General features: G+C 46.6%; 15 protein-coding genes. 10 read left to right on the top strand and 5 right to left on the bottom strand.

Annotated elements, in window-relative coordinates:
• Window positions 1–6 precede the first annotated feature (6 nt).
• The 10 genes from rnhA to flgG all read left to right on the top strand — a co-directional run bounded on the left by rnhA (window position 7) and on the right by flgG (window position 9966).
• Entirely contained in the window at window positions 7–438 is a 432-nt protein-coding gene (gene rnhA, locus KCO92_RS02625) for a ribonuclease HI (RefSeq protein WP_104695362.1), read from the top strand.
• Window positions 432–1109, top strand: a complete 678-nt coding sequence (gene rnc, locus KCO92_RS02620; protein ID WP_104695363.1) for a ribonuclease III — start codon at window positions 432–434, stop codon at window positions 1107–1109. The genes rnhA and rnc overlap by 7 nt, the downstream gene beginning before the upstream one ends.
• Window positions 1106–2161: a chorismate synthase gene (gene aroC / locus KCO92_RS02615; RefSeq protein WP_104695364.1), complete on the top strand. Its 1056-nt coding sequence runs from the start codon at window positions 1106–1108 to the stop codon at window positions 2159–2161. Before rnc ends, aroC begins: the two co-directional genes overlap by 4 nt.
• 37 nt (window positions 2162–2198) lie before the next feature.
• Window positions 2199–2705 (top strand): DUF2603 domain-containing protein, encoded by a 507-nt coding sequence (locus KCO92_RS02610; RefSeq protein ID WP_233709682.1) that lies wholly within the window; start codon window positions 2199–2201, stop codon window positions 2703–2705.
• A gap of 2 nt (window positions 2706–2707) precedes the next feature.
• Complete coding sequence (gene hemN / locus KCO92_RS02605; protein WP_104695366.1) at window positions 2708–4075, top strand: oxygen-independent coproporphyrinogen III oxidase; 1368 nt, start codon at window positions 2708–2710, stop codon at window positions 4073–4075.
• Entirely contained in the window at window positions 4044–5396 is a 1353-nt protein-coding gene (locus tag KCO92_RS02600; protein ID WP_104695367.1) for a (Fe-S)-binding protein, read from the top strand. The genes hemN and KCO92_RS02600 overlap by 32 nt, the downstream gene beginning before the upstream one ends.
• A 59-nt stretch (window positions 5397–5455) precedes the next feature.
• A complete protein-coding gene (locus KCO92_RS02595) occupies window positions 5456–6145 on the top strand; it encodes an outer membrane protein (protein ID WP_104695368.1) in 690 nt (229 codons plus the stop codon).
• A 12-nt stretch (window positions 6146–6157) separates the two neighbouring features.
• Window positions 6158–7219: an NAD(P)-dependent alcohol dehydrogenase gene (locus KCO92_RS02590; protein WP_104695369.1), complete on the top strand. Its 1062-nt coding sequence runs from the start codon at window positions 6158–6160 to the stop codon at window positions 7217–7219.
• Between the two features lie 381 nt (window positions 7220–7600).
• Window positions 7601–9010 carry an outer membrane family protein gene (locus tag KCO92_RS02585; protein ID WP_104695385.1) on the top strand — a complete coding sequence of 470 codons (1410 nt, stop codon included), beginning with the start codon at window positions 7601–7603 and terminating at the stop codon, window positions 9008–9010.
• 167 nt (window positions 9011–9177) lie between these two features.
• Window positions 9178–9966 (top strand): flagellar basal-body rod protein FlgG, encoded by a 789-nt coding sequence (gene flgG / locus KCO92_RS02580; protein WP_104695370.1) that lies wholly within the window; start codon window positions 9178–9180, stop codon window positions 9964–9966.
• Between the two features lie 48 nt (window positions 9967–10014).
• Here the strand turns inward: flgG and KCO92_RS02575 are convergent, their stop codons facing one another.
• The 5 genes from KCO92_RS02575 to KCO92_RS02555 form a co-directional block, all read right to left on the bottom strand.
• The gene (locus KCO92_RS02575; RefSeq protein ID WP_104695371.1) at window positions 10015–10776 is read right to left on the bottom strand and encodes a VirB8 family type IV secretion system protein; all 762 of its coding nucleotides are present in this window, start codon (window positions 10774–10776) and stop codon (window positions 10015–10017) included.
• 112 nt (window positions 10777–10888) lie between these two features.
• Window positions 10889–11272 (bottom strand): hypothetical protein, encoded by a 384-nt coding sequence (locus tag KCO92_RS02570; RefSeq protein WP_104695372.1) that lies wholly within the window; start codon window positions 11270–11272, stop codon window positions 10889–10891.
• Between the two features lie 186 nt (window positions 11273–11458).
• The gene (locus KCO92_RS02565) at window positions 11459–12388 is read right to left on the bottom strand and encodes a phage late control D family protein (protein ID WP_210647448.1); all 930 of its coding nucleotides are present in this window, start codon (window positions 12386–12388) and stop codon (window positions 11459–11461) included.
• On the bottom strand, window positions 12388–12618 hold the full coding sequence (locus tag KCO92_RS02560; RefSeq protein ID WP_210647447.1) for a tail protein X: 231 nt from the start codon (window positions 12616–12618) through the stop codon (window positions 12388–12390). The genes KCO92_RS02565 and KCO92_RS02560 overlap by 1 nt, the downstream gene beginning before the upstream one ends.
• A partial coding sequence (locus tag KCO92_RS02555) for a hypothetical protein (RefSeq protein ID WP_210647446.1) occupies window positions 12611–12997 on the bottom strand: 387 nt, incomplete at its 5' end. The genes KCO92_RS02560 and KCO92_RS02555, both read right to left, overlap by 8 nt.

Genomic DNA, 12997 nt, shown 5'->3' with positions numbered 1-12997 from the left:
GGCATGATGAAACACATTGAAATTTTTTGTGATGGATCGTCTTTGGGTAACCCGGGGGCGGGAGGTTATTGTGCGATCCTGCGCTATCAAGATTATGAAAAGATCATCACCGGAGGCGCACCCCACACCACCAATAACCGCATGGAATTGCAAGCACTCAACGAGGCTCTTAAAGTCCTTAAGGAGTCCTGTTATGTGTCCCTTTATAGCGACTCAACCTATGTCTGTCATGGCATTTCTAAATGGTTAAAAACCTGGCAAGCCAGGAATTTTGCTAAAGTCAAAAATGTCGATCTCTGGAAAGAGTTTTTAACACTATCTGCCCCGCACCGCATTACCCCCCATTGGATTAGAGGGCATGCCGGGCACGCCTATAATGAGCGCTGCGACGCATTGGCCAAACAAGAAGCATTACACCAAAAAGGAGTTTCATGCTAGAGAGATTACAAGAATTATTGGGTTATCGTTTCCAAAACCCCGCTTTACTGCAACAAGCCCTTACCCACAAGAGCACTAAAGCCCGTCCTAACAACGAAAGGCTAGAGTTTCTGGGCGATGCAGTGTTGGATTTGGTGGTGGCAGAGATTCTCTTTGCGCGTTTTAGCGATCTCCAAGAGGGCGATCTCTCCAAAATGCGCGCTGCATTGGTGAACGAAAAGGCGTTTTTCAAGCTCGCCTCTCTCTTGCAACTGCAAGATTATATCCTCATCTCTCCAGCAGAAGCCAATAACCACGGGCACACCAAACCCTCCATCTTAGCCAACGCTTTTGAAGCATTGATGGGAGCTATCTATTTAGAGAGTGGGTTAGAACCCATTAAAACCTTGATGAGTCATTTTTTAGACCGCATTTACCCCGATCTCTCCTTGCAAAGCACTTTCATGGATTATAAAAGTGCGCTGCAAGAACTCACCCAAGCGCGTTTTAAAGTCGTGCCTACCTATACTCTCAAAAGTGAGAGCGGGCCCGATCACGCCAAACAATTTGAAATGCAAATTTTTATTTTAGATAAACTCTATGGCACTTGTAGCGCTAAGAGCAAAAAAGAAGCCCAGCAACTCTGCGCCCAGATGGCCTACCAACGCTTGCGTTTAGAGGGTAGTGCATGAGTTTAATCTTACGCACCTTTGGGGAGTCGCATGGAATTATGGTTGGGGGAGTGTTGGAGGGCGTACCTGCGGGGTTAAAAATGGATTTAGATTTTATTCAGGCAGAAGTCAATAAGCGCAAAAGCGTGAATGCTTTCACCACTCCGCGCCAAGAAGAGGATAAGATCGAAATTGTGAGCGGGGTCTTCGAGGGGACAAGCACGGGCGCACCCATCGGGCTGGTGGTGCGTAATAAAAATGTGCGCTCCAAAGATTACGACTCCTTAAAAGAAACCTTTCGTCCCGGACACGCCGACTTTACCACTTTTGCTAAATATGGGATTAGAGATCATCGAGGCGGAGGGCGTAGCTCGGCCCGAGAAAGCGTAATCAAAGTGGGTGCAGGAGCGATTGCTAAATTGCTTTTGAAAGAGATGGGTATAGAAATAGCTAGCGGAGTGTTTAGTGTAGGAGGAGTGCAAGCCCAAAAATTAGACTTTGAGCATGCCCAAACCAGCCCCATTTTTAGCCTAGACAAACATGCCCAAGAAGCCCAACAAGAGGTGATCTTGCAAGCAAAGAAAGCAGGCGATAGTTTGGGAGGTGTGGTGTTGGTGCACGCACACGGACGCGCTCTACTAGGCTTGGGCGAATTTAGCGATCGCTTAGACGCGCGCATTGCCTATGCAATGATGGGGCTTAATGGGGTTAAGGGGGTATTTATGGGCGATCCCCAAGCTGCTAGCATGCAAGGTAGTATGTATAATGACGCACTAGGTTTTCATGGGTTCAAGAGCAATCATTGCGGGGGAGTGTTGGGGGGTTTTGGAAATGGAGCGGATTTAGTGGTGTGGGTGCATTTCAAGCCCACTTCTAGCATTGCCCTGCCCCAAGAAAGTATTAACACCCAAAAGCAAAGCACCCAAATCACACTCAAGGGCAGGCATGATCCTTGCATTGCAATTCGAGGGAGTGTGGTGTGTGCGAGTTTATTAGCCCTGATCTTGGGGGATTTTGCTTTAAGCAACACCCATGCACGCCTAGATCAAATTAAGGCAAGTTATGGCTATTAGGGATTTTGTGCTAAAATGGCACGGAAAGGTGGCAAATATGAACGATGCTTCTCAAGCTAGATTGAGTCCTAGCGACATGCAAGAAATTTACCAGAGTTTAGAGTCAGGGAAGAACAAGGTGTGCGCTAAGCGTATTGCCCCCAACCAAATGCTCCTGGAATCTCAGGAGGGCACGCTCAATACCAAGGAGGCTTGGCTGGTGCAGGACGAACAAGATCAACGCTTTGTAGTCGTGCCTGAAATCTTACTGCAATACATTGTGCAGGTGATCCAGCAGGCGTATGAAGAAAAGATGGTAGTGGAGTTGGAACGCGACATGGCCACGCTTACACCTGTAGATTTCAAGGATGCCATGGCGGTTGCCTTGAAAAAATTAGAGGGTATGCGTGGGAGTGATGGAAATTTGCCTAAGATTTCCTCGCTGGATTTTGTGCGCGACCTTAAAAAGCAGTATCCTAATCTGTTCTTTAACTTGGCTGAGTTTTTGGAAGCCAAGAAAGAGGATTATTTGAAACTTGAAAACTTGGAGAATATCCCTTTTTAGCCGTGAAACCTCTAGACTTCCAGCAATTCGCCCACCATTCTAAACCCGGTCCTAGATACACCAGCTATCCTACAGCGGTGGAATTTCACGCCAACTTCCAAGAGAGCGATTTGCTCCAAGCTCTCGCACGCACTCCAAAGCAAACCCCTCTTTCCTTATATTTCCATCTCCCCTTTTGCAAGAGCCCTTGCTATTTTTGCGCCTGCAATGTCATTTATAGCAGCAGTGAGCGTAAGAAAGAACGCTACATTCTCTATTTGCAAAAGGAGCTGGAGTTATTAAAACAATATTTGGACACACAAAGAGAAGTGGTGCAATTGCATTTTGGCGGGGGCACACCCACTTTTTTTAGCGCAGAGCAACTGGAACGCATTATTGAGAGCATTCGAGCGACTTTCTCTAATTTTGCGCCCGATGCCGAATTGGCTTGTGAAGTCGATCCACGCCACTTTAATCGCGATCAAATGCGCGTCCTTAAAAAGCACGGCTTTAACCGTCTGAGTTTTGGGGTGCAAGATTTTGAGCCTGTGGTGCAAAAAGCAGTCAATCGCTTGCAAAGCTTTGATCTTGTGCGTGAAAAGGTGGAGCTAGCCCGTGAGTTTGGGATCAATTCACTGAATTTCGATCTCATCTATGGTTTACCCTTTCAGAGTGTAGGCAGTTTCCAAAGCACCTTAGAGCAGGCTCTGCGCCTAGAACCCGATCGCCTAGCTGTGTTTAATTACGCCCATGTACCTTGGATCAAGCACACCATGAAAATAGACCCTACCACCCTACCCACTCCCAGCCAGAAACTAGAAATTTTGCAGTTTTTGATCACCTTTCTCACCCAGCGCGACTACGAAATGATTGGCATGGATCACTTTGCTAAAAGGGATAATGAGCTCTATCTAGCCTTGCAAAACAAACAACTCAGACGCAATTTTCAGGGCTACACCACTAAAAAATTCTCCCAAACCATTGGGGTAGGGGTTACTAGCATTGGGGAGGGGCTAGACTATTACACCCAAAATTTTAAGGATTTAAAGGCGTATGAGAACGCGCTCGATGACGGGCATTTACCTGTAGAGCGGGGTATCGTTTTAAGTGCAGAGGATCGCTTGCGCAAAGAGGTGATCATGCACCTGATGAACAATTTAGAACTGGATTTTAGCACCATTGAGCACGCCTTTAATATTGACTTCAAAACCCATTTCAAGCAAGCCCTGGAGGCACTAAAACCCTACGAGCAAGAGGGGTTGGTGCATGTGGATGCACAGGGCTTAAAGACAAGCCCCACGGGAGCGATGTTGGTGCGCAACATCGCGATGGTATTTGATGCGTATTTGGACAAACACCATGGGGATCAAAAATTCAGTAAAACCCTCTAAATTAGAGGTATGGTTAGATGCAGATATTGAGCGCACCACGCAGGCCTGCGTCAAATGCGGCAAATGCGTCCCCAGTTGCACTATTTATCGTATCCACAAAGATGAAACCACTTCCCCGCGCGGGTTTTTAGACCTCATCGCTTTAGTCAAGCAGGAGAGTTTAGAGCTCAATACTCCCCTAAAACACATTTTTGAGAGTTGTTTTCTCTGCACTACCTGCGTGCAGGTCTGCCCCTTTCATCTGCCCATAGATAGCATGATTGAAAAAGTGCGCGTTTTAAGTGCGCACAAACATGGGATTGCGTGGCATAAAAGGCTTTATTTTTTTCTGCTTAAACACCCCAAACTCATGGATTTTGTCTTTTCCCTCTGTGCCGTGAGTGCGCCCTGTGCTTTTAAACAAGTGAAAGACAAAATCCATTGGCGTTTTCAATCTCTCGCGCCCAAAATCTTAGCCAAACGCGCGTTTTTTCCCTTCGCGCGCCAAAGCTTTTTGTGCACTCATCAGGGCATAATTTCCCCCAAAGCCCCCTTAGAGAACATGCCCGCTAAGAGTGTGGGGATTTTCATTGGTTGTTTGGGTAATTACAATTACCCCAGCGTAGGCAAGAGTTTACTCACCATTTTAGACAAGCTCAATATCAGCGCGCATATCCCCAAGCAATTTTGTTGTGGCGCGCCCGCCTTCTTCACTGGGGATATAGACACCGCCCTTTATCTAGCCCAAAAAAATGTGGACTTACTTATAGATGTAGCCACACACACAGAGGCGATCTTAGTTCCTGAGGCGACCTGCATTAGCATGCTCAAAAAAGATTATCAACATGTCTTTGAGAGCATCCCCGATCCTAAAACGCGCCAAGAGTGGTTAGAAAAATGGCGCAAGGTGGCAGGCAAATTGCAATTTGCCTCTAGCTTTTTAACCCATAATAGCGCGCTTTTAGAGGTGCTCAAAACCTATCCTAAAAACCCCCTTAGCTTGACCTACCATGACCCCTGCCATGCTAAAAAAGTCTTGGGGGTTTATAAAGAGCCGCGCGCGCTTTTAGGGGCAAATTTTCACTTAAGTGAAATGCAAGAGAGCGATCGTTGCTGTGGTTTTGGGGGGGTGAGTATGCAGAGCGATCACTACGCTTTAAGCGTGCAGGCAGGTTTGCCCAAAGCTAAAGATATTGCCAACACCCACGCCCAAGTGGTGAGTGCGGAATGTTCGGCTTGCCGTGTCCAGCTTAACAACGCTTTACACCAAATAGACGCGCCCACGCAGTTCTTACACCCCCTAGAGCTCATCGCTCGGGTTTTGCAAGCGCCCAAGACCTAGATTTAAAAAAAATATGCTAGAATAGGACAATACAGCAACATTTAGGACAGAGAGGACGCATGGATAAACTATTTTCTAACTTCATCAAGGGCGTGGCTGTTTTTGGTGCGCTTTCCCTTCCCCTGTGTGCAGAGAGGAATGCGTGGTATGTGGGAGCGAGCTATCAAGTGGGGCAGGTGGGACAGATGATCAAGAACCCCCCTCTTGGTGACCCACTTAATTACCCTAAATTCCCCAGCGGCCACTACACTTATGCGGCTGTCATGCAGGGGCTTGGAATTAGTGTAGGCTATAAACATTTCTTGGGGCATAAAAAGTGGTTTGGGTTGCGCTATTATGGCTTTATGGACTATGGGCATGCGGTTTTTGGGGCTAATGAGCTTGTGCCCGGACAGGGCACTGTTGCTAATCTCACTGATATGTTCACCTATGGGGGGGGTATTGATACTTTGTATGATGTGATCAACAGGGACACCGCTACCTTTGGATTTTTCTTTGGGGTGGCCATCGCGGGCAACTCTTGGGGTAACACTACGGGAGGGTTCTTGAAGAGTAAGGGAGATATTGATCCTGCTATTTTCCAGTTTCTATTCAATGCCGGTTTGCGAACCACCATTGCCAAACACCAAGAGTTTGACTTTGGGGTTAAAATTCCCACCATCAACGATTATTATTTCCACAATGGTCCTTTGACTTTTACTTACCGCAGACAATATAGCCTGTATGTGGGCTATCGTTTTAATTTTTAGCAGGGGATTGTTATGTCGGCCCGCATTCCTGCTAGGGGTTTTGCCATCCATTCTAAAGAGGGGAAATTTCAAGAACACCATTTCACCCGCCATGCTTTAGGCGAAAAGGATGTGTTGATAGACATCCACTATTGTGGGATTTGCCATAGCGATGTGCATTCAGCCTATAGCGAATGGCATGAGGGCACTTATCCGATGATTCCCGGGCATGAGATTGCGGGTGTAGTTAAAGAAGTCGGCGCGCATGCGCGCAAATTCAAGGTAGGCGACCAAGTGGGCGTGGGTTGTTTTGTCAACTCCTGTCGTGCATGCGAGCCGTGCGCACTTGAGCGCGAACAATTCTGTCCAAAAGTGGTCTTTACCTACGATTGCCCCGATTACTTTCACAACAACGAACCCCACATGGGGGGCTATTCTGATTGCATCGTGGTAGATGAAGATTACATGATTCGTATCCCCAATGACGCGCCCCTAGAAAAGATTGCCCCTCTGCTTTGTGCGGGCATCACCACCTACTCTCCTTTAAAATTCTCAAATATCCAGGCAGGCTCTAAGGTAGGAGTGGCCGGTTTTGGCGGGCTAGGGCACATGGCCTTAAAATACGCCTTGGCGATGGGTGCTGAAGTGAGCGTAATCGGGCGCAGTGAAGCCAAGAGAGATCAGGCTTTGACAATGGGAGCTAGACACTATTATAGTTCTGTCAAAGAAGCAAGAGGGGCAGGTTTGGATTTAATCCTCTCCACCATTCCCACCCCCTACAACATCGCTGACTATTTGGAGGTGCTCGCCTACGGAGGCGAGTTAGCCATTGTGGGTAACCCGCCCAGAGATGTGTTACCCAGCGTGAATGTTGCCCAGTTAATTAGACATGGCAATAAAAAGGTCTATGGTTCCTTGATTGGGGGAATCAAAGAAACCCAAGAAATGTTAGATTTTTCCATTTTGCACAATATTTACCCTGAAATCGAGCTAGTAACCGCTAGGGATATTGATCAGGTTTACTACAATCTGACACACTCCAACGCTTCTTTTCGCTATGTCATTGATATAAAAAAGTCCTTTGAAGTCCAATAAGTTTCTCGAATTTTGATAGGGTTATTTTCGCCCCAAAATGCGCTAGATAGGTTGATTCTACTTAGGCATTTTGATAAGACTAAGTGAAACCAGCATACAGGAGAGGTCTTAGGTGGAATTTTGCCACTCACGCTCTAAAGCCCATAAGTCTAAAGCTATGGGGGTGGTTGATCGCATGTGGCAAACTTGTGCTATAAAGCCCAAAGAGTTAGGGCATCAACTCTTGGAATAGAGACCGTAAAACCCCTTGCAGAGTGGGTTTTGATGGGACCAGATTTCTGAGGGGAGCCGTTCCCTAGCCTTCAGCTCAAAGGATTTGCAAGATTGATAGGTAAGATTAGTAGGGCAGTGTTGATACCTGAACGCACTCTTTTAAGAGTAATTTCAGGCATTGCTCTGATCCTATGCACTCCCTGTGTAAAAGCCGCTGATTATAAGTTAAGCGGCTTTGCTAATCAGGCTGCTACCCTTGGCTTTAACCAACATGCCATAGAGAAGAATAAGGGCATTTATCCGATGCAGCAATACGCGACTATTGCGGGTTATTTAGCCCTTAAGTTTAATTTATTGTCCAAAAACCTGGGTAAACACAGTCTAAAGGGTAGAATTGGAGGCATGGTTGGAGGCATACTCTACGATGGCACAAGAAAATTCTATGGAGGGTCTGTAGTCTACCAAAACTTCGCCTATTACAATGGGTATTTAGGTGGAGCAGCCGATGTTGTGCAAAGCGATGATGTATGGGTTAAAAATCGTAAGCTTAGGAATTTTAGCCATTTTTATGTTTTTAGCGACGCGCATTTGGAGTACAATTATCAGGATCAGTTTGGAATCAAGATTGGGCGTTATCTTTCTCGAGCTTATTATAAAAGCGGACAAACCCAAGGATTTGAGGTATATGGCCAAATACAACATGTGCGCCTTTGGTGGTTTAGTTCTTGGGGTCGTGCGTATGCGACAGGGGCTCTTTTAAGAGATTGGTATGCTTCCAGGGTCGTTTACAGTGGTGGTTACCACAAGAATGCGCAAGGAGGCTACACACCCAGTGGACATAAAATCGCTTATGGCACCCATGCTATGCAACTCACCTATGAACAACACCACTTGGTCATCGAGGGATTTTTTTATTTTTCTCCCAAGATGTTCAACGCCCCGGGTCTGCGAATGGGTTGGGATAGCGATCCCAATTTTAATGGCAAAGGCTGGCGTTCTAATACCCAAATCACCCTCTTTTTACCCTTCTACTATCCTTGGATGGTATACAACGAGCATGGAGGTGTCATTTACCGCTATGACAATCCTGCTACAGCCAATGGACAGAGCCTGACAATCCGCCAACGCTTTGATATCAACCAGTTCTACATCTTGGGGACTTTTTATAAAAACTTCCGCAATAGTAATGCGTGGATAGGCAACACAGGTAATCCAGCGGGTGTGGAGTTTTATGGCAATAGTCTTTGGGCAGGTTATGCAGGCACCGCCCTAAAAGCTAATGCCATAACAGGAGCCCTTGTCTATGGAGGTACGCATTTTAAAAAGAAGTTGGCATGGCGCATGACATGGCAATGGAGCAGTGCACCTGTCTCTTATGAAGGCCGTGTGGCTCTTTCTTTGAGCTACCAATTCACCCCTAATTTAAAAGGCCTAATGGATTTAACCTATTATGGAATTCATACTAACAAGGGATATCAAGCAGGCTTGAATGCCTATTGTAACCCCCAAATTACATACTGCGGGGGTGGCTATCAAGACCGTAGCGCTCTCTACACCCAACTCATTGCTTCCTTTTAGCTGTTTCTACAAAATTCTACGGAGATGGGTTTTTTTACTGCATTCTTATAACTGCGCTCTAAAGTCCTAGCCTTAGGTATGGGGAGCATGTCAAAACACGCATCATCTTTAAGGCTGTAAGGGGGAAATTAGGCTAGAATAGACCAACTCAACAAAAAAGGCTGACTATGTTGCGATCCCTTTATAGTGCGACAACTGGAATGCTGGGGCAACAAACCCACATCGATACCACCTCTAACAACATTGCTAATGTCAACACCGTTGGCTTTAAGAAACAAAGAGCCGATTTCAACGATCTCTTTTACCAAGCCCTCCAGTACGCAGGTACTTCTACCTCAGACACCACTAAATCGCCCAATGGAATCGAAGTGGGCTTAGGGGTGCGCACTTCCAGTGTAACCAAAATGTTCTCCCAAGGCAGCCCTAAAGAAACTGAAAACAATTTAGACATCGCCATTACGGGCAAGGGCTTTTTTCAAATCCAGCTTCCCGATGGTTCGACTGCCTACACCCGTGCAGGCAATTTTAAGATCGACGATCAGGGCAATATGGTTACTACGGAAGGGTATTTACTTATTCCCCAGATTACATTTCCCCAAGACACCACCCAAATTAGTATCGGGGTAGATGGCACGGTGAGTGTTACGCAGGGCAATGCAAGCACTTCTAATGTCATTGGACAAATCACCTTAGCTAATTTTATCAACCCCGCTGGTTTGCACGCTTTGGGCGATAACCTCTTGGCTGTTACCTCTGCGAGTGGTCCAGCTATCGTGGGTAATCCTAATGGCGATGGTTATGGGCAATTACGGCAGGGCTTTTTGGAACTGAGTAATGTGCGTCTAGTCGAAGAGATGACTGATCTTATCACCGCTCAAAGGGCTTATGAAGCCAATTCTAAGACGATTCAAACGGCCGATAACATGCTCCAGACAGTCAATAGCTTAAAACGCTAGGGTATTAGGGCCCCAAAACCTCAAAGAGGTTGGGGTTTTGCGTGCGGGTTACTTAAGGTTACTCGTTTCTGCGACGCTGTATTGGGTAACCTGAAAACCTGTGGGGTTTTGGGGCATGGGAGCGTAATCAAATTTGGGAGGTGGCAAAAAGGCGTAGCTTAGAGTCACATGGTAGCGCTTTTCGTAGACAAGCTGTCCGTTGTGAAAGAGTTTTGCGCTGATGTGTGCACTCCCGACATTGGTCGCTTGGGCGTGCTTGAGGAGGGCGATGTCAATAATTTTAATGTCGCGCGCCATGTTGGTGTCGGTGTAAATGCTGTTTTTAGAAGCGACTAGACTCTCAAAGATCTCCCACACCTTGTGGCTACTTTGTAGGCGCACTGCCTCATAGCGTTGTTGATCGTCAATGTGGTTGATCGACTCGCGATTGAGGATGTAAGTGCCTATGAGTGAGCGCACCAGTGCTTCATTGCTGGAAATGCTTGCATCAGCGCGCTGGATAATGGCATAGTGCTTATCTTGGTTGGCAAAATCCACAAAATAGGGCTGTGTTTCTTTGAGAGGCAAGAGCGCGATGAGCGCGATGGTTAAGCCCACGCTGATCACGCTGAGCAAAGCCACAAGTTTGTAAGCGATGGCGGTGCGTTTGCGCTCCAATCTAAAAACGCTATTGAGGTCTAATTTTTGGATCGCCAAGTTCTCGATCTTGTGTTGCATTTCCTGTTCGAATAGGGCTTGTTGGTGCTCCATGCGCGCCAAGAGTTCTTGAAAGAGCTGCGCTTGCAAGGGGTCTTTAGAGAACTTATCCATAGTGCCTATTATAATTAATCCTGACTTAAACTAAACTCCCCTATTTACTGGTTTTTCACCTATTTTGTCCCCATTCTATCCCCATAGGAGCTTAACAAAGTGGGGAAAAGACCTACAAAATCACCCCCCCGATGTTAAAGGTTTTGGTGTAGTAGCTGACTTTGTTTTGGGCGACTAAGACCCAGTCTTTGAGGCTGGCACTGAATTTGTCAATGAGGATTTTCTGGGTGCGTGTGCTCTCTAAGGTGGAAAAGCGCAAGGGTTTGCGCGCTTCAATCTTTTCTAAGAGCCCATCAAAGTCTTGGATTTGTTCTAAGTAGAGGGTAGCATTGAAACTGATGCGCCTTTCATTGCCCCCCAGTTTGAGATAGAAATTCTTAGAAAGGGTCTCTACTTTGTTAATACCCAAAGAGTATTCAAAGTCCAAACTAGGAATGTTGTGGTCCACCTTGAAGGTGAAGCTATCAATTTTAATGATTTTGCCCATGTCAGCCATATATTGCCTTGACAATGCATAGCACCCAAACCAGCACAAATGGCACAAACAAGGCACGAGCAGGGGGCAGTACGCACAGCAGTGCGCCTAAAATGAGACTCACACCAACAAAAACCCATGTAGACAAAGAAACAAAATGCAAGACTACCACGCAGGATAGCCAAAGCAATGACAAACTCGCAATTCTCAACACTTTAGCCCTTTTATCGCACTCTCAAAGCTCAAACTCATTGCCCAGCCATTCTTATCTAGGCTGTGCTGCACCTGGGTGATTAGATGCACCTCCTTGCTCTTGCCCTTAGTGAGTTCCAACAATCCGCCTGCAAAGAGCACGCGCCCCAAAGCTCTAAGGCTTCCCTTTGTCTTGGCCGTGTTCACTTCTTTGAGGCGGGTTTTGCCCATGATGCGCGCCTCTTGTTCTGTGCTCGCATGCACGCTCATGCGCTTTTTGGGCTGTTGGCCTGAACCGATGAGAAGGGTGTGCTCTTGGCCATTCTTGTCCATAAACACCACCTCCGCACTTTTGAAGTGCTTGGTTACAAGGTATTCAATCTCTAGGCTGATACACTCATCAGCATTCATCTTATAGCGGGGTCGCTCAAAGTTCTTAATATCTCTGTCTAAGAAAAGTAATGTATCATTCTTGGTGGCATAACTACACCCATACATCTTGGATAGACGATCGCACAGCGCAGCATCACTCTCATCCACCTGCTCTAAAGCATTCCACACAGAGCTGGCATGCTCAAAATGTATCTTGTGTTTGAGCCCATGCTCTCTGGCAATGGATTTTAAAATATCAGCCACACTCTTGTTTTTAAAGGTGCGATTCTTCTTCTCTTTGAGTTCTTTGTTATGGTTAATGCTGGTGGCATCCACACTAAAGCCATGTCTGTAGTTTTCTTTGAGCGCACTCACATAGAAGGCTCCAAAGAAGTAGAGTTTGTCCCAGCCCATGAAGAGCTCTAACCTATCCCCAAACTTAGGCAGTTTAGAACTGGGCGCGAGTTTGAGATTGAGCGTATCGGATTGGTCTTTTTCATAATCGGTATAACTCAAACTCTCCACCAGCAAATCTGTGCGATTAAGCCGCCACTTAGGCACTAGATAACTCATCAAAAATCCCACGGAGGTATGATATCATCACCCACATCCTCTAGCTCAAATACGGGCAAGACTATCTTTTCTCCCCCCTCAAAGACATCAATGTCTAGCAAATCGATGTTAGCTAGCAAAAAGGCATTATACCCACTGGTGTAACCATTTTGCACAATACCCCCATAGTGCTTGAAATACAGAGTGTCCCATCTCTCCCCTTGTATGGCTAGGACCACTCTCTCATTCACGGGCTAGCTCCTGGACAAAGATGGCATGTGTTTCAGGCAAGAGGACATGGTTGAGACTTCTAGCAATTTGGCTATAGGGTTGTGTGGAGTAACGATAGACCTGTGCGCTCTTGGGTGCGCGTTGGTGGACATAGGAGCGCAGAGTGCCTGCTTTGATATTCAGACCTGTAAAGTTTTGAGGTTGGCGGGTGTATAAAAAGCCCTTATTGCGCTGTTTGGAAGAGCCTTGTTTGGCAGCTAAAAAGCCCCCTTGGATGAAGATGTGCCGATTGCGCGATAGCTTGACCAACACCCCGCCCCTTCTCTCCAAGCGCTTGAAGTTGTTCAAGCTCAACCCATAGGTGGCATTTCTAATGGTGGCCTCCAAGACATCTGTGCT

The organism is Helicobacter salomonis, assembly GCF_017979425.1.
GTDB classification, from domain to species: Bacteria; Campylobacterota; Campylobacteria; order Campylobacterales; family Helicobacteraceae; genus Helicobacter; species Helicobacter salomonis.
Note: the sequence above shows the minus strand (reverse complement) of the source record. Positions and strands in the feature narration are given on the sequence as shown.